Annotated in this window: 19 protein-coding genes and 1 riboswitch; of the genes, 10 read left to right on the top strand and 9 right to left on the bottom strand. The window is 73.6% G+C overall.

The features are described 5' to 3' along the window. Positions 1-9 precede the first annotated feature (9 nt). Together AC3EQ1_RS30250 and AC3EQ1_RS30245 are read right to left on the bottom strand one after the other, a co-directional pair. On the bottom strand, positions 10-375 hold the full coding sequence (locus AC3EQ1_RS30250) for an Rv2175c family DNA-binding protein (RefSeq protein ID WP_432097508.1): 366 nt from the start codon (positions 373-375) through the stop codon (positions 10-12). A 371-nt stretch (positions 376-746) separates the two neighbouring features. Beyond that, positions 747-1,913 carry an NAD(P)/FAD-dependent oxidoreductase gene (locus AC3EQ1_RS30245; RefSeq protein ID WP_432097509.1) on the bottom strand — a complete coding sequence of 389 codons (1,167 nt, stop codon included), beginning with the start codon at positions 1,911-1,913 and terminating at the stop codon, positions 747-749. Between the two features lie 289 nt (positions 1,914-2,202). Continuing rightward, positions 2,203-2,315: riboswitch (TPP riboswitch) on the top strand. Between AC3EQ1_RS30245 and thiO the strand changes: the two genes are divergently transcribed. The 6 genes from thiO (at position 2,313) to AC3EQ1_RS30215 (ending at position 8,314) form a co-directional block, all read left to right on the top strand. Then, a complete protein-coding gene (thiO, locus tag AC3EQ1_RS30240; protein ID WP_432097507.1) occupies positions 2,313-3,614 on the top strand; it encodes a glycine oxidase ThiO in 1,302 nt (433 codons plus the stop codon). (Overlaps the previous riboswitch by 3 nt.) After that, positions 3,611-3,811 carry a sulfur carrier protein ThiS gene (thiS, locus tag AC3EQ1_RS30235; protein ID WP_351509536.1) on the top strand — a complete coding sequence of 67 codons (201 nt, stop codon included), beginning with the start codon at positions 3,611-3,613 and terminating at the stop codon, positions 3,809-3,811. Before thiO ends, thiS begins: the two co-directional genes overlap by 4 nt. 2 nt (positions 3,812-3,813) lie before the next feature. Further along, the gene (locus AC3EQ1_RS30230; RefSeq protein WP_432097506.1) at positions 3,814-4,659 is read left to right on the top strand and encodes a thiazole synthase; all 846 of its coding nucleotides are present in this window, start codon (positions 3,814-3,816) and stop codon (positions 4,657-4,659) included. Between the two features lie 136 nt (positions 4,660-4,795). Then, a complete protein-coding gene (locus tag AC3EQ1_RS30225) occupies positions 4,796-5,251 on the top strand; it encodes an SRPBCC domain-containing protein (protein WP_351509532.1) in 456 nt (151 codons plus the stop codon). A 117-nt stretch (positions 5,252-5,368) separates the two neighbouring features. Further along, positions 5,369-7,306, top strand: a complete 1,938-nt coding sequence (gene pknB / locus AC3EQ1_RS30220) for a Stk1 family PASTA domain-containing Ser/Thr kinase (RefSeq protein WP_432097505.1) — start codon at positions 5,369-5,371, stop codon at positions 7,304-7,306. Positions 7,307-7,408: 102 nt separating this feature from the next. Then, entirely contained in the window at positions 7,409-8,314 is a 906-nt protein-coding gene (locus AC3EQ1_RS30215; protein WP_432097504.1) for a deoxyribonuclease IV, read from the top strand. Between the two features lie 85 nt (positions 8,315-8,399). Here AC3EQ1_RS30215 and AC3EQ1_RS30210 read toward each other — a convergent pair whose 3' ends face one another. Then, positions 8,400-9,023, bottom strand: coding sequence for a sulfite oxidase-like oxidoreductase (locus AC3EQ1_RS30210; protein WP_432097503.1), 624 nt, complete (start codon positions 9,021-9,023; stop codon positions 8,400-8,402). A gap of 158 nt (positions 9,024-9,181) precedes the next feature. On the opposite strand from AC3EQ1_RS30210, the gene bfr reads away from it, so the two are divergent. Further along, the gene (gene bfr / locus AC3EQ1_RS30205; protein WP_432097502.1) at positions 9,182-9,661 is read left to right on the top strand and encodes a bacterioferritin; all 480 of its coding nucleotides are present in this window, start codon (positions 9,182-9,184) and stop codon (positions 9,659-9,661) included. Between the two features lie 75 nt (positions 9,662-9,736). On the opposite strand, the gene AC3EQ1_RS30200 is transcribed toward bfr, so the two are convergent. Then, a complete protein-coding gene (locus tag AC3EQ1_RS30200) occupies positions 9,737-10,033 on the bottom strand; it encodes a (2Fe-2S)-binding protein (protein ID WP_432097501.1) in 297 nt (98 codons plus the stop codon). A 179-nt stretch (positions 10,034-10,212) separates the two neighbouring features. Then, complete coding sequence (locus tag AC3EQ1_RS30195; RefSeq protein ID WP_432097500.1) at positions 10,213-11,598, bottom strand: class II 3-deoxy-7-phosphoheptulonate synthase; 1,386 nt, start codon at positions 11,596-11,598, stop codon at positions 10,213-10,215. Positions 11,599-11,612: 14 nt separating this feature from the next. On the opposite strand from AC3EQ1_RS30195, the gene AC3EQ1_RS30190 reads away from it, so the two are divergent. Both AC3EQ1_RS30190 and AC3EQ1_RS30185 read left to right on the top strand, forming a co-directional pair. Beyond that, on the top strand, positions 11,613-11,735 hold the full coding sequence (locus AC3EQ1_RS30190) for a trp operon leader peptide (protein WP_488187183.1): 123 nt from the start codon (positions 11,613-11,615) through the stop codon (positions 11,733-11,735). Positions 11,736-11,862: 127 nt separating this feature from the next. Further along, entirely contained in the window at positions 11,863-13,797 is a 1,935-nt protein-coding gene (locus AC3EQ1_RS30185; RefSeq protein WP_432097499.1) for an anthranilate synthase family protein, read from the top strand. A gap of 174 nt (positions 13,798-13,971) precedes the next feature. Here AC3EQ1_RS30185 and AC3EQ1_RS30180 read toward each other — a convergent pair whose 3' ends face one another. From AC3EQ1_RS30180 to AC3EQ1_RS30165, 4 genes are all read right to left on the bottom strand, one after another. After that, complete coding sequence (locus AC3EQ1_RS30180; RefSeq protein ID WP_432097498.1) at positions 13,972-15,000, bottom strand: 6-phosphofructokinase; 1,029 nt, start codon at positions 14,998-15,000, stop codon at positions 13,972-13,974. A gap of 219 nt (positions 15,001-15,219) precedes the next feature. After that, a complete protein-coding gene (locus tag AC3EQ1_RS30175; protein WP_432097497.1) occupies positions 15,220-15,897 on the bottom strand; it encodes a response regulator in 678 nt (225 codons plus the stop codon). After that, on the bottom strand, positions 15,894-17,186 hold the full coding sequence (gene macS, locus AC3EQ1_RS30170) for a MacS family sensor histidine kinase (protein ID WP_432097496.1): 1,293 nt from the start codon (positions 17,184-17,186) through the stop codon (positions 15,894-15,896). The genes AC3EQ1_RS30175 and macS overlap by 4 nt, the downstream gene beginning before the upstream one ends. 25 nt (positions 17,187-17,211) lie before the next feature. Beyond that, on the bottom strand, positions 17,212-17,994 hold the full coding sequence (locus AC3EQ1_RS30165; RefSeq protein ID WP_351509509.1) for a 1-acyl-sn-glycerol-3-phosphate acyltransferase: 783 nt from the start codon (positions 17,992-17,994) through the stop codon (positions 17,212-17,214). Positions 17,995-18,228: 234 nt separating this feature from the next. On the opposite strand from AC3EQ1_RS30165, the gene AC3EQ1_RS30160 reads away from it, so the two are divergent. After that, positions 18,229-19,047, top strand: a complete 819-nt coding sequence (locus AC3EQ1_RS30160) for an alpha/beta hydrolase (protein ID WP_432097495.1) — start codon at positions 18,229-18,231, stop codon at positions 19,045-19,047. Positions 19,048-19,216: the final 169 nt, after the last annotated feature.

Here is a 19,216-nt window from a genome sequence, read left to right as displayed (position 1 = left end):
GGTTCTCGGTCAGACGGCGAGCGCCTGAGCGCGGCGTTTCACCTCCGTGCCGCGATTCTCCCGCAAGGCCTGGGCCGGGGTGCCGGGGAGGGTCGGATCCGGAGTGAAGAGCCACTCCAGCATCTCCTCGTCGGTGAAGCCGTCGTCCTTCAGGAGCGTCAGGGTGCCGGCGAGGCCCTTGACCACCCGGCCGTCGCCGATGAAGTCGGCGGGCACCTGGAGCACCCGGTTCTCGCCACGGCGCACCGCGATGAGCTGGCCTTCCTTGACGAGCTGCCGGACCCGGGTCACTTCGACACCGAGCCGCTCGGCGATGTCGGGGAGGGTCAGCCAGGAGGGAACGAGCGCTTCGGTCTTAGTGTCAATCTCGGTCACGGGGACAAGCCTGCCATCTAGGGCTGACAGCCGGTAGCCGAGCGCCGCCGAGCCGGTGCCCACCGGTCGGGCGACAGGCCGCTCCGAGGGCCCCGGTCGCCGCGGGCCGTGCGGTGCGGCGGTGGCCGGCTCCGCTCGGGACGGGCCGCCGCGGCGGCCGGGATCCCGGGCCCGAGGCCCCGGCGCGCCCCGCCGGGCGGGGCGCACATGGCAGAAAGGCGCTGGAGAGCACGAGGGAAGGCCGTTCAGCAGATCTCCGACACAGCTGCGGTGCGCCCGGCCCGTCACGTTTCAGCAGATCTCCGACGCTGCCTCGGCCGGCCCGTTACGTTTCAGCAGATCTCCGACGCGGCCGCGGTGTGCCCGGCCCGTCAGAGGACGGCGGACTTCAGCGGCACCGCCGGGTCCGCGGCCCGCTCCGGGTCGAGCCGCGCGCCCCGCTCGATGAGCTTGCGGCCCTGGGCGAGGTCGCGCGGGCGGCCCACCGCGAGCAGCGCGACCAGCACGCCGTCCCGCAGCCAGCACACCGACCAGGAGGCGCCGGCCGGATCGCCGCGCCGGACCGTGGTGTCGGCGGCGGCGTGGTGCCCCGCGTACTGGACGAACCGGCCGAACTGCTCGGACCAGAAATAGGGCACCGGGTCGTAGACCTGCGCCTCGGCCGCTCCGCCGATGATGTCGGCGGCCACCGTGCGGGGGCCCTGGAGGGCGTTGTCCCAGTGGTGTACGAGGAGCCGCTCCCCGTACCGGGCGGAGGGGAAGGAGGCGCAGTCGCCGACCGCGTACACATCCGGGGCGGAGCTGCGCAGCCGGTCGTCGGCGCGGACCGAGCCGTCGGGGCAGAGCTCGATGCCCGAGCCGGCCAACCAGCCGGTCGCGGGGCGGGCTCCGATGCCGACGAGCACGGCGCCCGCGGGGAGCCGCGTGCCGTCCGCCAGCAGTACCGCGCCGGGCTCCACCGTCGCCACGCGCGCCCCGGTGATCAGCCGGGCGCCGCTCTCCTCGTACCAGGCCCGCATGGGCTCGGCGACCTCGGCGGGCAGAGCCCCGGCGAGGGGGCGCTCCGCGGCCTCGACGACGGTGACCGTGCAGCCCGCCTCCAGTGCCGCGGTCGCGAACTCGGCGCCGATCCAGCCCGCGCCGACCACCACGACGTCCTGCCGCGCCGCGAGCACCGGGCGCAGCGCCTCGGCGTCGTCCAGGGTGCGCAGCAGATGCAGACCCGGCGCGTCGCCGCCGGGGAGGGTGACGGGGTCGGCGCCGGTCGCGATGACGAGCCGGTCGTACGGCACGGGCCCGGCCGCGGTCTCCACCACGTGCTCACCGGGGCGCACGGCGGTGACCCGGCGGCCGAGGAGCAGCTCGATGCCGAGGGCGGCGAAGTCGATCTCGAAGGCCGAGCCGTCGGCCTTGCCGAGCAGGACGGCCTTGGACAGCGGTGGCCGGTCGTACGGCTGGTGCCGCTCGGCGCCGAGCAGCGCGACACCGCCGGTCCAGCCCTGTTCCCGCAGCGCGACGGCGGTCTGTACCCCCGCCATGCCCGCGCCGACGATGACGACCCGGTCCCCGGTGTGCTGCCTGTCCTCACTCACACGGTCACTCTAGGTCCGCGGCGGGGGCCCGCCGCAGTCCCGCGCACCGAGATCTCTGACACAGCATCATGCGGGGCGTGCGCGGGAAGGCGCCCGGTCCCGTCCGGCCCCGGGCCCACCTGCCGGTCCCCGCCGCCGGCCGTCCGCGGCCCGGCCCCGGGGCCCGGTGCGGGCGGCCGTTCCGGTCCGCCGCTCCCTTCATGGGCCGGAAGGCGGCACGTTAAGGTGACGGCCGTAGAGCACTCGCGGGAGCCCGGACGGACCGGGCTGAGAGGGAGGCTGACCGGCCTCCGACCGTACGAACCTGATCCGGGTCATGCCGGCGAAGGGAGGGGCTGGACGCCCATGCACGCGCCCGAGAACGGCACCCCCGAGAAGAACACCACGGCGCCCGGGACCGCGCCGCACACCGTCACCGCACAGCGCGGGACCGCCCGGCACGCCACCGCGCAGTACAGCCATGACGTCCTCGTCGTCGGGGGCGGCATCATCGGCCTCGTCACGGCCTGGCGGGCGGCACAGCGGGGTCTGCGCACCGCGGTCGCCGATCCGGCGCCCGGCGGGGGCGCCGCGCAGGTCGCCGCCGGGATGCTGGCGGCCGTCACCGAACTGCACTACGGCGAGGAGACCCTGCTCGGTCTCAACCTCGCCTCCGCGGAGCGCTATCCGGAGTTCGCAGCGGAGCTCGTGGAGGCGAGCGGCCAGGACATCGGCTACCGCGCCTGCGGCACCCTGGCGGTCGCGCTGGACGCCGACGACCGGGCCCATCTGCGCGAACTGCACGCCCTCCAGACCCGCTGCGGGCTGGACTCGCAGTGGCTGACCGGGCGCGAGTGCCGACGCCTGGAGCCGATGCTCGCGCCGGGCGTGCGCGGGGGGCTCCGAGTGGACGGCGACCACCAGACCGATCCCCGGCGGCTGGCCGCGGCGCTGGTCACGGCCTGCGAGCGGGCCGGTGTGGTGCTGCACCGCGGATGGGCCCGGGAGCTGCGGGTGGTCCGGGACCGGGCCGTGGGGGCCGTACTGGAGGACGGCACCGAACTGGCCGCCGGTCAGGTCGTCCTGGCCGGCGGCAGCCACAGCGGCCGGCTCGCCGGGGTCCCCGAGGCCGTCGTGCCGCCGGTCCGCCCGGTCAAGGGCCAGGTGCTGCGGCTGCGGGTGCCCGGGGCGTACGCGCCGTTCCTCTCCCGGACCGTACGGGCCGTGGTCCGCGGCGGGCAGGTCTATCTGGTGCCCCGGGAGAACGGCGAGCTGGTGCTCGGCGCCACCAGCGAGGAGCTGGGCTGGGACACCACGGTCACCGCGGGCGGGGTGTACGAACTGCTGCGGGACGCCCATGAGCTGGTGCCCGGCATCACCGAACTCCCGCTGGTGGAGACCCGGGCCGGGCTGCGCCCCGGTTCGCCGGACAACGCACCGCTGCTGGGTCCCACCGCCCTGCCCGGACTGCACCTGGCGACCGGGCACTTCCGCCACGGCGTGCTGCTCGCACCGGTCACCGGCGACGCCCTGGCGGAGGTGCTGTGCACCGGTGAACTCCCGCCCGAAACCCGTCCGTTCAGCCCGCTGCGCTTCACCCCCGGCGGCCCCGCGGCCCCGGCCTCCGACGCAACCGACGCCCCCGTACGGCAGGAGCAGCCCGCATGACCGTCTCCGTCAACGGCGAACCCCGCGAGGTCCCGGAGGGCACCACGCTCGACCGGATCGTCGCGACGCTCACCACCGCGCCGGCGGGTGTCGCCGCCGCGCTCAACGAGGCCGTGGTGCCGCGGGGCCAGTGGCCCGCCACCGCGCTCGGCGACGGCGACCGCGTCGAGATCCTGACCGCGGTCCAGGGAGGCTGACCATGACCGATACCACCGCTCCGACCGACACCCCCGCTCCGCCGGAGACGGCCACGGCCGATCCGTTCACCCTCGCCGGCACCACCTTCGGCTCCCGGCTGATCATGGGCACCGGCGGCGCCCCCAGCCTGGACGTGCTGGAACGTTCGCTCACCGCCTCCGGCACCGAGCTGACGACCGTCGCGATGCGCCGGCTGGACCCGACGGTCCAGGGCTCGGTGCTGTCCGTGCTCGACCGGCTCGGCATCCGCGTCCTGCCCAACACCGCGGGGTGCTTCACCGCGGGCGAGGCGGTGCTGACCGCGCGGCTCGCCCGGGAGGCCCTGGGCACCGACTGGATCAAGCTGGAGGTGGTGGCGGACGAGCGGACGCTGCTGCCCGACCCGGTCGAGCTGCTGGACGCCGCCGAGGTGCTCGTCGACGATGGCTTCACCGTGCTCCCGTACACCAACGACGACCCGGTCCTCGCCCGCAGGCTGGAGGACGTCGGCTGTGCCGCGATCATGCCCCTGGGCTCGCCCATCGGCTCCGGGCTCGGCATCCGCAACCCGCACAACTTCCGGCTGATCACCGAGCGGGCGCGGGTGCCGGTGATCCTGGACGCGGGCGCGGGCACCGCCTCGGACGCGGCGCTGGCCATGGAGCTGGGCTGTGCGGCGGTGATGCTGGCCTCGGCGGTGACCCGCGCCCAGGAGCCGGTCCTGATGGCCGGGGCGATGCGGCACGCGGTCGAAGCGGGACGGCTGGCCCACCGCGCGGGCCGGATCCCGCGCCGGCACTTCGCGGAGGCGTCCTCGCCGGCGGAGGGCCTGGCGGACCTGGACCCCGAACGGCCCGCCTTCGGGTAGCCACCGGCCCGCCCCGCAGCGGCCGGAACGCCCGGCCGGCCGGCCGCGACCGGCCTCCGGCACCCCGGTGACCGGCGCGAGCCGCTCCGGCGGCCCCGGCCCCGGAGGCCGTAGCGTGGAACCGGAGGTGGTCCCCGTGGCGCATGAGGTCCCCGACCGCGTCGAGCGCGAGGTGTACGTCCCGGCCCCGGCCGACCGCGTGTGGCGGGTGCTCACCACGGCCGAGCACATCCGGTCCTGGTACGCGTTCGGCGGCGCCGAGCTGGACCTGCGGCCGGGCGGTGCCCTCCGGTTCCGCTGGGACGACCAGGGGGAGTTCCACGGCCGGGTGGAGATGGTCGAGGCCCCCTACCGGGTCAGCTTCCGGATGGCCCTGCGCCCCGACGTGCCACCGGGCCGGGGCGGCTCCACCCTGATCGAGTTCGATCTCACACCCGAGGGCACGGGCACCCGGGTCACGGTCAACGAGACCGGGGTCACCGCGCTGGACGTGCCCGCGGCCGAGCAGGCCCGGCACGCCGAGTACGCGGCCATGACCTGGGCCACGGCGCTCGAGGAGCTCGCGGCACTCGCCGCCGCCTCGCACGCATGATCCACCGGCCGGGCCGGGTCGGGTGCGCCGGCCGGCTGTCACCGTTGTGCTGCAGAGGTCCGCCGGACCCCGCGGATGGGACAGACCTGCCGGTCATGGCTCGTAGACTGCACTGTCGTGGATACGACCCTGCAGGACCCGCTGGTCGGGCACGTGCTCGACGGACGTTACCGGGTCGAGGCGCGCATTGCCGTCGGTGGCATGGCCACCGTCTACCGGGCCGTGGACACCCGTCTCGACCGGGTGCTGGCGCTCAAGGTGATGCACCCCGGCCTCGCCACGGACGCCGCGTTCGTCGACCGCTTCATCCGTGAGGCCAAGTCCGTCGCCCGGCTCGCCCACCCGAACGTCGTCGGCGTCTTCGACCAGGGCATGGACGGCACCTACGTCTATCTGGCCATGGAGTACGTCGCCGGGTGCACGCTGCGCGACGTGCTCCGCGAGCGCGGCGCGCTGCAGCCCCGCGCCGCCCTGGACGTCCTGGAGCCGGTGCTCGCCGCGCTCGGCGCCGCCCACCGCGCCGGGCTGATCCACCGCGACATGAAGCCGGAGAACGTCCTCATCGGGGACGACGGCCGGGTCAAGGTGGCCGACTTCGGGCTCGTCCGGGCCGTGGACACCCAGACCAACGCCTCCTCCGGCTCCCTGCTCGGTACCGTCTCGTATCTCGCGCCGGAGCAGATAGAGCACGGCACGGCCGACACCCGCGCGGACGTCTACGCCTGCGGGATCGTGCTGTACGAGATGCTCACCGGCGGGAAGCCGCACGACGGCGGGACCGCCGCCCAGGTGCTCTACCAGCACCTGCACGAGGACATCGCACCGCCGTCGCGGCAGGTGCCGGGGCTCGCCCCCGAGCTGGACATCCTGGTGGGCACCGCGACCGCGCGCGACCCCGAGCAGCGCCCGGCCGACGCCGTCGCGCTGCTCGCGCAGGCCCGCGAGCTCCGGGCGCTGCTCACCGAGGAACAGCTCGACGCCATTCCCCCGCAGGCCCTGGCGGACCCGCACACCGGCTCCGAGGACCGGACGAGCGTGATCCCCCGGACCCTGGCGGGCGTGCAGCCGGCCGAGGGCGGTCCGGCGGGCGAGGACGCGCTGAACCGCACCAGCCGGCTGGACCTGCCGGCGTCCGGGCCGCCGCCGTCCGACGGGCCGTCGTCCCGCCGGGCGCCCCGGCGGGGCCCGCGGCGCGGGGTGCTCGCCCTGGTCGCGGCGCTGCTGGTGCTCGGCGTCGGCGCCGGGGTCTGGTACATCACCGCGGGGCAGTTCACCCAGGTGCCCGGGGTGCTCGGGCTGTCGCGGACCAAGGCGGAGCAGAAGCTGCACGACGCCGGGCTGGACGTGCGGGTGCGGACGGGCTTCAGCGACGTCGTGGACCGCGGGAAGGTCATCCGCAGCGCCCCGAAGCTGGGCAGCCGGATCCGGGACACCGGCACGGTGACCATCACCGTCTCCCGGGGCCCCGACGAGGTGAAGGTGCCCGACCTGGAAGGCGTTCCGCTGCCGAAGGCGAAGCGGCAGCTCAAGGAGCTGGGCCTGGTTCCCGGGACGGTCCGCAAGGAGTTCAGCGACACGCTCTCGCAGCACTCGGTGATCCGGACCGACCCGGCGGCGGGCACCAAGCGGCGGCCGGACTCCGCGGTGGCCATCACGGTCAGCAGGGGCGAGCCGGTCGAGTCCCCGGACGTCACCGGCTACGAGCTCGCGGACGCCACGCAGGAACTCCGCGACGCCGGGCTGAAGGTCAAGGTCTCCCCCCGCCGGGTCTTCTCCGAGGAGGACAAGGGCACGGTCGCCGCGCAGTCCCCCGCCGGGGAGACCGAGCTGGCGGAGGGCGACACCGTCACGCTCACGTTCTCCAAGGGCCAGCAGATGGTCGAGGTTCCGGACGTCGAGGGCCTGAGCACCGACGAGGCGAAGGCCAAGCTGGAGGCGGAGGGATTCACCGTGGACGTCTCCAAGTTCTTCTTCGGGGACACCGTCTTCGACCAGTCCGTCGACGCGGGCGAGGAGGCCCCGAAGGGCAGTTCCGTCACGATCCGGGTGCGCTGAACCACAGCAACGTATGAGGGCGGGCCCGCGGGCCCGCCCTTATACGTTGCGCCCGGCCGCCGGGCGTACGGAGGCGGTTCCGCGGCGTGCGACCCTGGTCCGGTGAACAGCCCGCATCCGCGCCCCAGCAGTCCTTCCGGCCTCCGCAATCCGGTCGGCGGCCATGTGCCGGTCGCCGGGGGCCTCGCCTCGGTCGGCCTCTCCTACGCCCGGGAGATCGGCGCCGAGGCCGTGCAGGTCTTCGTCGCCAACCCGCGCGGCTGGGCGACCCCGGCCGGAAACCCGCGGCAGGACGAGCAGTTCCGGGAGGGCTGCGCGGCGGGCTCGCTCCCGGCCTATGTGCACGCGCCCTACCTGATCAACTTCGGTTCGCACACCGAGGCCACCGTGGACCGGTCGGTGGAGTCGCTGCGGCACTCGCTGCGCCGGGGGCGGGAGATCGGCGCGCTCGGCGTCGTGGTGCACACCGGCTCGGCGACCGGCGGCCGGCCCCGCTCGGCGGCGCTCGCCCAGGTCCGGGAGCGGATGCTGCCGCTGCTGGAGGAGCTGACCCACGACGACGACCCGGCGCTGCTCCTCGAGCCGACCGCGGGCCAGGGGGCGTCGCTGTGCTCGCTGGCCGAGGACCTCGGGCCGTACTTCGAGGCGCTGGACCGGCACCCCCGGCTCGGCGTCTGCCTGGACACCTGCCACGCGTTCGCGGCCGGCCACGACATGGCCGCACCGGGCGGGATGAAGCTGCTGCTCGACGCGTTGGTGGACACCGTCGGCGCGGGCCGGCTCGGGCTGATCCACGCCAATGACTCCAAGGACGTGGTGGGCGCGCACAAGGACCGGCACGAGAACATCGGCGCGGGTCACATCGGGGCGGACCCGTTCGGTGAGCTGTTCACCCACCCGGCGACCGAGGGCGTGCCGCTGGTGATCGAGACGCCGGGCGGCACGGCGGGCCACGCGGCCGACGTGGCGCGGCTCAAGGAGCTCCGCGGGGTGGGCTCCCCGGTCTGACCGCATGCCGGGGCCGACCGGGCCCGGACCGGGCCGGGGGCCGGGGCTCCGTCGACCGGACCGGACAGGCCCTCCCGGACAGCCCTCAGAGCTCCGGCCCGTCCCCCAGCTCCTCCTGGTAGGAGTACCGCTGCTCACGCCAGGGGTCGCCGATGTTGTGGTAGCCGCGCTCCTCCCAGAAGCCCCGGCGGTCGGCCGTCATGTACTCGACACCACGGACCCATTTGGGCCCCTTCCAGGCGTACAGATGCGGCACGATCAGCCGGACCGGGAAGCCGTGCTCGGCGGTGAGCAGCTCGCCGTCCTTGTGGGTGGCGAACATGGCCCGCTCCGAGGTGAAGTCGGAGATCCGGAGATTGGAGCTGAAGCCGTACTCGGCCCACACCATCACATGGGTGACGTCGGGCGCCGGAGGGGCCAGTTCCAGAACGGTGCCGGCGGAGACCCCGCCCCACTCGGCTCCGAGCATGCTGAACTTGGTGACGCAGTGGAGGTCGGCGACGACCGTGGAGTACGGCATGGCCGTGAACTCCTCATGCGTCCAGCAGTGCTTGTCGCCGTCGGCGGTCGCGCCGAATACCCGGAATTCCCAGCGGTCCGCCTTGAACTTGGGGACCGGGCCGTAATGGGTGACCGGCCAGCCGCGCTGCAGCCGCTGTCCCGGAGGAAGCTCGAGCTGTGCCCCTTCACGGCTTTCCGGCTGACTCATGACTCCATGGTGGCAGACGGGGAAGGGTGGTCATGACCAGCGCAGAGCGGGGCAGGAACAACTCGTACTAAGCGTGCACTTACTGGATCGTCCCTGCGGGCGGTGCGAGGATGCGCGCAACCTGCCGTTCTTGTGTGGAAGTGGAAGGAGCCGCTGCGATGCAGGGCGACCCCGAGGTCATCGAATTCCTCAACGAGCAGCTGACCGCCGAGCTCACCGCGATCAACCAGTACTTTCTGCACGCCAAGATGCAGGAGAACTTCGGCTGGCCGAAGCTCGCGAAATACACCCGGGCCGAGTCGTTCGACGAGATGAAGCACGCCGAGGTGCTCACCGACCGCATCCTCTTCCTGGAGGGCCTGCCCAATTATCAGCGGCTGTTCCACGTCCGGGTGGGCCAGACGGTCACCGAGATGTTCCAGGCCGACCGGCAGATCGAGGTCGAGGCCATCGACCGGCTGCGGCGCGGTGTGGAGGTGATGCGGGCCAAGGGGGACATCACCTCGGCCAACATCTTCGAGAGCATCCTCGCCGACGAGGAGCACCACATCGACTATCTCGACACCCAGCTGGAGCTCGTCGAGAAGCTCGGGGAGCCGCTGTACATCGCCCAGCTGGTCGAGCAGCCGGAGAGCTGACGGCGGCGCGACCGCCCCGCGGGGCTCAGCCGGATTCCGGGCTCGGACGGCTCGGTGCTCAGGCGGCTTCGGGGCTCAGGCGGCTTCGGCGGCGGCCGGATAGTGGCGCTCGTCCGGGACGGCCCCGGCAACGCGTGCGGTGTCCGCGGCGAAGGCGGTCTCCGCGGCGAGGGCGGCCGGCTCGCCCTGCTCCACCAGCTCACGCCGGGGGCAGGCGCCGCGGCCGAGCAGTGCCTGGATACGGCGTACGCAGTTGCCGCAGTCCGTACCCGCCTTGCAGGCCGAGGCGATCTGCCGGGGCGTGCAGGCGCCCGAGTCCGCGTGCTCACGCACCTGCTTCTCGGTGATGCCGAAGCATGAGCAGACGTACACGCGATTCACCCCCGCGAACGGACAGGTCGGTCGGATTGATAGGCAACCCCACTTCCATTGATCAGTGAGGTTATCCTTACCTTACCCGCCCTGGCTTGATCCTTACAACGGCAGTGGGGCACGGATCCTGTGATCCGTGCCCCACTCGTGTTCGGTGCCGCCCCCGCATGGGGTCCGGGCTACTGGTCCCGGTACATCTCCGCGACGAGGAACGCCAGGTCCAGGGACTGGCTGCGGTTGAGCCGCGGGTCGCAGGCCGTCTCGTAGCGCTGGTGCAGGTCGTCGACGAAGATCTCGTCGCCGCCGCCCACACACTCGGTGACGTCGTCGCCGGTCAGCTCCACGTGGATGCCGCCCGGGTGGGTGCCCAGGCCCTTGTGGACCTCGAAGAAGCCCTTGACCTCGTCGAGCACGTCGTCGAAGCGGCGGGTCTTGTGCCCGGAGGCCGCCTCGAAGGTGTTGCCGTGCATCGGGTCGCAGACCCAGGCCACCTGGGCGCCGGAGGCCGTGACCTTCTCCACCAGGGTGGGGAGCTTCTCGCGGATCTTGTCCGCGCCCATCCGCGTGATGAAGGTCAGCCGGCCCGGCTCACGGTCCGGGTCGAGCCGCTCGATGAGGGTGAGCGCCTCCTCCGGGGTGGTGGTGGGGCCGAGCTTCACACCGATCGGGTTGCGGACCCGGGAGGCGAACTCGATGTGCGCGCCGTCGAGCTGCCGGGTGCGCTCGCCGATCCAGAGCATGTGCCCGGAGACGTCGTAGAGCTGCCCGGTACGCGAGTCGGTCCGGGTGAGGGCCGACTCGTAGTCCAGGACCAGTGCCTCGTGGGAGGCGTAGAACTCGACGGTCTTGAACTCCTCCGGGTCCACCCCGCAGGCGTGCATGAAGTTCATCGCCCGGTCGATCTCGCGGGCCAGCGCCTCGTAGCGCTGCCCGGACGGGGAGGACTTCACGAAGTCCTGGTTCCAGGCGTGCACCTGGCGCAGGTCGGCGTAGCCGCCGGTGGTGAAGGCCCGGACGAGGTTCAGCGTCGCGGCGGACGCGTGGTACATCCGCTTGAGCCGCTCCGGGTCCGGGATCCGGGCCGCCTCGGTGAACTCGAAGCCGTTGACGGAGTCGCCGCGGTAGGTCGGCAGGGTCACGCCGTCGCGGGTCTCGGTCGACTTGGAGCGCGGCTTGCTGTACTGCCCGGCGATCCGGCCGACCTTCACGACCGGCACCGAGCCGGCGTAGGTGAGGACGGCGCCCATCTGGAGCAGCGTCTTGAGCTTGTTCCGGATCTGGTCGGCGCCCACGGCGTCGAACGCCTCGGCGCAGTCGCCGCCCTGCAGCAGGAACGCCTCGCCCTTGGCGACGGCACCCAGGCTGGCGCGCAGCTGATCGCACTCGCCCGCGAAGACGAGCGGCGGATACGACTCGAGCTCCGCGATCACATCGCGCAGAGCCTCGGGGTCCGGCCACTCGGGCTGCTGCGCCGCGGGAAGGTGTCGCCAGGTGTTGTCCTGGGCGTGGGAATCAGCGTTCACGGTCACCCTGTCAACAGTACGGGGTCTTTCCGGCCGTCCCATCCACCGCCCACAAAATGAGACACGGTCCGCACCGTGGACGGGTGGCACGCGCCGCACGGGGCTCGGCTACAGTGCGGGGCATGTTCGCGCAGCCGATCCAGGACTGGTGGTGGCCCGCTTCCCCGGCGGCCCACTGACTGCGCGTATCCACGAGACCACGCGAAGGCCGCCCGAGGGGCGGCCTTCGTCGCGTCCGCCGGGACGCGCGGCTCGCGGCCGTTCCTCCGCATCCGATCGCCGATCCGATTCCGGAAGGAACCCTTCATGCACCGCGACGCGACCGCGCTCCTGCACCGGCTGGCCACCGACGGCTCCCCGCCCTTCGCGCTGATCCACCGCCGCACCCCCGGCCGCCCCGAGGGCGCCGCGGCGACCGTCGAGGTGCTGGTCGGCCCGGTCACGGACGTGGAGCGGCTGGCGGACATCCCGCTGGGCGAGGGCGCGACCGGGGAGGCCGTCACGGACGCGCTCGCCCTGGTGCCGTTCCGGCAGATCCGGGAGCGCGGCTTCGAGGCCCGGGACGACGGCACCCCGCTGACCGTGCTGCGCCCGGACGAGGCGTACGAGCTGCCGCTCGCCGCGGTGTGCGACGCGCTGCCCCGGCACGCGGTCCGGGTCGAGGACGGCGCGTTCGACGTCTCCGACGAGGAGTACGCGGAGATCGTCGGCCGGGTGGTGGCGGACGAGATCGGGCGGGGCGAGGGCGCGAACTTCGTGATCCGCCGGACGTTCCGCGGCAGCGTTCCCGGGTTCTCGCGGGCCGACGCGCTCGCCCTGTTCCGGCGGCTGCTGACCGGCGAGCGCGGCGCGTACTGGACGTACGTGGTGCACACCGGGGAGCGCACCCTGATCGGGGCCAGCCCGGAGGTGCACGTCCGGATGTCCGGCGGCACCGTCGTGATGAACCCGATCAGCGGGACCTACCGCTACCCGCCGGAGGGCCCCTCCCCCGAGGGCCTGCTGGCGTTCCTCCGGGACCGCAAGGAGGTGGAGGAGCTGTCCATGGTGGTGGACGAGGAGCTGAAGATGATGTGCACCGTCGCGCCCCGGGGCGGGGTCGTGGTGGGCCCGCGGCTGAAGGAGATGGCGCACCTCGCCCACACCGAGTACGAACTGCGCGGCCGCAGCTCGCTGGATGTGCGGGAGGTGCTGCGGGAGACGATGTTCGCGGCGACGGTCACCGGCTCGCCGGTGGAGAACGCCTGCCGGGTCATCGAACGGCACGAGGCCGGCCCCGGGCGGGGCTACTACGCGGGGGCGCTGGCCCTGATCGGGCGGGACGCCGGGGGCGCGCAGACCCTGGACTCCCCCATCCTCATCCGGACCGCGGACATCGACGCGGCGGGCGGGCTGCGGGTCCCGGTCGGGGCCACGCTGGTCCGCCACTCGGATCCGCACGGCGAGGTGGCCGAGACGCACGCCAAGGCGGCCGGGGTGCTCGCCGCTCTCGGGGTGCGCCCGGCGCCCGGCGGGGAGCCGGCCGGGACCCGGCCGCGGCTGGCGGACGACGTGCGGGTGCGCCGGGCGCTGGATGCCCGGCGGGCGGATCTGGCGCCGTTCTGGCTGCGGATGCGGGCCGACGAGGGGGCGGCTGCCCCGGCGGGCGGGCCGGCCGGGCACGCGCTGGTCGTCGACGGCGAGGACACGTTCACCGCGATGCTGGCCCATCTGCTGCGGTCCGCCGGCCTGGAGGTGACCGTGCGGCGGCACGACGAGCCGGGGCTGCGGGAGGCGGCGCTGGCGCACCGGGGGCCGGTGGTGCTGGGGCCGGGGCCGGGCGATCCGGGCCGGCTCACGGACCCGAAGATGCGCCGGCTGCGGGAGCTCGCCGCCGCGCTGCTGAGCGGGCACCGGTACGGGCTGCTGGGGGTGTGCCTGGGACACGAGCTGATCGCGGCGGAGCTGGGCCTGGACATCGTCCGCAAGGACGTGCCCTGCCAGGGGGCGCAGGAGCAAATCGACTTCTTCGGGCGCCCGGAGACGGTGGGGTTCTACAACACCTTCACCGCACGCTGCGACGCCGCCACCCAGGAGGAACTGGCGATGCACCGGGTGGAGCTGAGCCGGGACCCGGCCGGCGGGGACGTGCACGCGCTGCGGGGGCCGGGGTTCGCCGGGGTGCAGTTCCACCCGGAGTCGGTGCTGACGCTGGACGGGGTGGGGATCACGGCGGGGCTGCTGTCCGCGGTGCTGGTGTGAGGTTCGTCGAGGGCCCGGTGTGACCGCATCGGGCCCTCGACGAGCGGCTGCCGAGCGCCCCGTGTGACCGCACCGGCCGCCGGTGGCCCGGTGTCGCCCCGGCCCGGTGTTCCGCCGTCGGCCCCTCTGTCCGGGGCCGACGGCGGGCCGGGGCCGGGCCGGCCCGCTGTTGGGTCAGCCGAAGAAGACGCCCGCCTCGGCGTAGAGCGCCGGGTCGACCGTCTTCAGCTTCGTGGTGGCGTCCGCGATCGGGACCCGCACGATGTCGGTGCCGCGCAGCGCGACCATCGCCCCGAAGTCCCCGTCCCGGACCGCCTCGATGGCGTGCAGGCCGAAGCGGGTGGCGAGCCAGCGGTCGAAGGCGCTCGGGGTGCCGCCGCGCTGGACGTGGCCGAGCACCGTCGTGCGGGCCTCCTTGCCGGTCCGGCTCTCGATCTCCTTCGCCAGCCACTCGCCGATGCCGGAGAGCCGGACGTGGCCGAACGAGTCCTGCGAGCCGTCCTTGAGGACGAGGTCGCCGTCCCGGGGCATGGCACCCTCGGCGACGACCACGATCGGCGCGTAGCGGATCTTGAACCGGGACTCCACCCAGGCGCAGACCTGGTCGAGGTCGAAGCGCTGCTCGGGGATGAGGATGGCGTTGGCGCCGCCCGCCAGCCCCGAGTGCAGGGCGATCCAGCCCGCATGACGGCCCATCACCTCGACGACGAGCACCCGCATGTGGGACTCGGCGGTGGTGTGCAGCCGGTCGATGGCCTCGGTCGCGATGTTGACCGCGGTGTCGAACCCGAAGGTGTAGTCGGTGGCCGACAGGTCGTTGTCGATGGTCTTCGGGACGCCGACGCACGGGATGCCGTACTCGCCGGAAAGGCGCGCGGCGACCCCGAGGGTGTCCTCGCCACCGATCGCGATCAGCGCGCCGACCTCCTGCTTGGCGAGGTTGTCCTTGATCCGGCGGATCCCGTCCTCCGCGCCCAGCGGATTGGTCCGGGACGAGCCGAGGATCGTGCCGCCGCGCGGCAGGATGCCGCGGACCGCGGGGATGTCGAGCGGGACCGTGTCCCCTTCGAGCGGCCCGCGCCAGCCGTCCCGGAAGCCGACGAAGTCGTAGCCGTACTCCTGGACGCCCTTGCGGACGATGCCCCGGATGACCGCGTTGAGCCCGGGGCAGTCGCCGCCACCGGTCAGTACTCCGACCCGCATGGTTCTTCCCTTCTCCCGCGTCGGCCGCCGTGCGGCCACGCTGTTGGTGACCCCGGCACCGAGAATGGGGGCGGCGGGTGACTCCCGTGCGGAGAAAGGCGGTTGAGGGCGGAGCGTTCACCCTTACGAGCGGACGCGGGGCGGTGGGAGGCGGCCCGGGGCACCGGGCCCCACGCCCCGGCGGGCGGCCCGGCGGCACCGGCCGGGTGACGGCGCCGCCTACGCGTCGTCGTCCAGCCCGCGCTCGATCGCGTACCGCACCAGTTCCACGCGGTTGTGGAGCTGGAGCTTGCCCAGGGTGTTCTGGACGTGGTTCTGCACGGTGCGGTGCGAGATGACCAGACGCTCCGCGATCTGCTTGTACGAGAGGCCCTTCGCGACGAGGCGCAGCACCTCGGTCTCCCGGTCGGTGAGCCGGGGCGCACCCGGCTCGTCGGCGGCCGCGGGCGGCGGATCGGCGGCCAGCCTGCGGTACTCGCCCAGGACCAGCCCCGCCAGCCCCGGGGTGAAGACGGGGTCGCCGGCGGCGGTGCGCCGGACGGCGTCGATCAGCTCCTCGCCGCTCGCCGACTTCAGCAGATAGCCGGTGGCGCCGGACTTGACGGCCTCCAGGACGTCCGCGTGCTCACCGCTCGCCGAGAGCACCAGGACCCGCAGCGTCGGGTCGGTCCCGACGAGCTCCTTGCAGACCTGAACTCCCGGCATGCCGGGCAGGTTGAGGTCCAGGACCAGCACGTCGGGGGTGGCCGCGCGGGCCCGGCGCACCGCCTGCGGGCCGTCCCCGGCGGTCGCCACCACGTCGAAGCCGGCGGCGGCCAGGTCACGGGCGACGGCGTCGCGCCACATGGGGTGGTCGTCGACGACCATGACACTGACCGTCGGCTGCTGCTCCGTCATCGCTTCGCCTCGCTCCCGCGGTTCCCCTTCGGAACTCTCAACTCGACCTCGGTGCCCTGTCCGGGGACCGACAGCAGTTCGGCGCTGCCGCCCAGGTCCCGCAGCCGGCCGCGGATCGACAGGGCGACGCCGAGCCGGCCCTCCCGCTCGGCGTCGGCCAGTCTCCCCTCCGGGATGCCGGGGCCGTCGTCCCGTACGGTCACGATCACCGCGTCCGGCTCGTCCTCCAGCAGGATCCACGCCTGCGCGTCCTCGCCGGCGTGCCTGCGGACGTTGTCGAGGGCGGCGCCGGCGGCGGCCGCGAGCTCCGCCGCGGCTCCCGCCTCCAGGAGCACGGGGGTGCCGGGCTCCGCGAACGACACCCGGGCGCCCGCGTACGGCGCGAGCAGCGCCCGCAGATCGCACGAGCCGCCGGTGGTGCCCGCGTCGGCGGCCCGGGTGTGCTCCGCCTCCGGGGCGGCGCCGGGCTCGTCGTCGGTGGACTCCGGCAGGACGGGCGCCGTACGGGCCCCGGGGACCAGCCCGTTGGAGATCAGTGTGCGCAGGGCGATCTCCTGCTCTCCCGCCATCCGCCCGAGCCGGGCCGCCTCCCCGCCGATCTCGGCGCCGCGCCGCTGCACCATCGCCAGGACCTGGAGGACGCTGTCGTGGATGTCCCGGGCCAGCCGCTCCCGCTCGCGGGTGGCCGCCTCGATCTGGAGGGCCCGGGCCAGGGTGCGCTCACTCGCGCGGGCCACCTCGACGACGTAGCCGACCGCGGTGCAGGCCACGGAGAGCAGGACGATGCTGTGCACATTGCCCTTGGACAGCTCGCCGCGCTCGATGATGTTGGAGATGCCCACGACGCAGGAGGCCGCCGCCGCCCAGCGCCAGCCGCCCTTGATCGCGTAACCGAGCACCGCGCCCGCGGTCCAGATGGAGGGCAGGGTGGCCTCCCCGGCGGCGACCCGGGCGGGGTCGTCGAGCACCGGGGTGAGCAGGATGCCGGTGAGGGCGACGGTCATGTCGGCGGCGAGGAAGCGGTAGCTGCAGCGGGCCGCGGAGCTCACCAGGTGCGAGGTGCCGAGCGTCCACACGGTGAGCACCGCGAGGTAGATCCAGCCCCCGAGGGGGTGGGCGTACTCCTCGTGGGCCCAGATGTAGCGGGCCACGGCATAGGCCATGGTCAGCAGCCGGAAGGCGGTGAGCGCCTGCCACAGCGGCTGCTCCACGGACATCCGGACGACCTTCTCGCGCCGGCCCGGCGTCCGGGCTCCGGGCAGCTCACGCACCTGGGTGCGCAGTGCCATCTCCCCACCCCCCTGCCGGGCGCGGTTACGCCCCGGCCTTCTCCTGCCGGTCGGCCTCGCCGGCCTTCTTCGCCTCGGCCTTCCTCGCCTCGGCGTGCTCCGCCTTCTCGGCCTTCTCCTGCTCGGCCTGCCGCTTGGCGGCGTCCGCGATCTGCCGCTTGGCGGCCGTCGCGTAGATGTCGACGTATTCCTGCCCCGAGAGCTTCATGATCTCGTACATGACCTCGTCGGTCACCGACCGCAGGATGAACCGGTCGCCGTCCATGCCGTGGTACCGGCTGAAGTCCAGGGGCTTGCCGATGCGGATGCCGGGCCGGATCATCTTCGGCACGACCTTGCCGGGCGGCTGGACCTTCTCCGTGTCGATCATCGCGACCGGGATCACCGGGGCGCCGGTGGCGAGGGCCACCCGCGCGAGCCCGCCGGGCTTGCCCCGGTACAGCCGCCCGTCCGGCGAGCGGGTGCCCTCCGGGTAGATGCCGAACAGCTCACCCCGCTCCAGCACGCCGATGCCGCTCCTGATCGCCGCCTCGCCGGCCCCGCGGCCGCCGGAGCGGTCCACCGGGAGCTGGCCGACGCCCTTGAAGAAGGCCGCGGTCAGCTTGCCCTTCACGCCGGGCGAGGTGAAGTACTCGGACTTCGCGATGAAGGTGACCTTGCGGTCCAGCACGGCCGGCAGGAAGAAGGAGTCCGAGAAGGACAGATGGTTGCTGGCCAGGATCGCGGGACCCTCGTCGGGGACGTTCTCCAGCCCTTCCACCCAGGGGCGGAAGGCAAGCTTCAGTGTCCCTCCGATGGACAGTTTCATTGCGCCGTAAAGCAACCGAGGACCTCCTGTGTCCGACGAAGAGACCTTAACCTGCTGCGGCACACCCCCGGTCCCCCAGCCTGCCGTCGGACCTACCCGGTGTCGGTCCCGTCGCGTACGGTGAAGTCCTCACCGTGTCCCGCGCAGGTCCCCGGAGCTCCCGGGGAACCTCACCCGCCGAGAGACGTCTCTCTCCCCGGAAGCCACGGACCCACGACGAACAGGAGACCTCTGGTGCCGGTCCTCCCCGGAGCCGAGCCGTTCCGCCACGAGGGCGGGGACATCGGCGTACTCCTCTGCCACGGCTTCACCGGCTGCCCCCAGTCGCTGCGCCCCTGGGCGGAACGGCTGGCCGCGCGCGGCCTCACCGTCTCCCTGCCGCTGCTGCCCGGCCACGGCACCCGCTGGGAGGACATGCAGCTCACCGGCTGGCAGGACTGGTACGCGGAGGTGGACCGGGAGCTGCGGATCCTCCTGACGCGGTGCCGCCGGGTCTTCGTCTTCGGGCTCTCCATGGGCGGCGCCCTGACGCTGCGGCTCGCGGCGAAGCACGGCGACGCGATCGGCGGCATCGTGGTGGTCAACCCGGCGAACAAGGTGCACGGGCTGTCCGCGTACGCCCTCCCGGTGGCCCGGCACCTGGTGCGGACCACCAAGGGGATCGCGAGCGACATCGCGAAGGAGGGGGTCGCGGAGGTCGGCTACGACCGCGTCCCGCTGCACGCCGCGCACTCGCTCCGGCAGTTCTTCCACGTGGTGGACGGGGAGCTTCCGCAGGTCACGCAGCCGATGCTGCTGCTGCACAGCCCGCAGGACCATGTGGTGCCGCCCGCCGACTCGGCACGGATCCTGAGCCGGGTCTCCTCCATGGACGTCACCGAGATCCTGCTGGAGCGGAGCTATCACGTGGCCACGCTCGACCACGACGCCGAGCGGATCTTCGAGGAGTCCCTCGCCTTCGTCGAGCGGCTCGCTCCCGGTACGGCCGGCGGGCCGGGCGCGAGCGGGGAGCCCGGCAGCGGCAAGGAGAAGGAGACGGCGAGCGGTGGCTGAGCGCAACACCGGGGCGGGCCGCGAGGACGGCCGGGAGCCGGTCGACGAGGACGCCGCCTGGGCGGCGATCGTGGCGGGGTACGGCGAGGAGCCGGCGGACCCGGACCTCTCGCTGGACGACGAGGAGGAGCGGAAGCCGCAACCTTCACCGGCTCCCCTCGGAAGTCGC

Source organism: Streptomyces sp. bgisy100, assembly GCF_057709105.1.
Note: the sequence above shows the minus strand (reverse complement) of the source record. Positions and strands in the feature narration are given on the sequence as shown.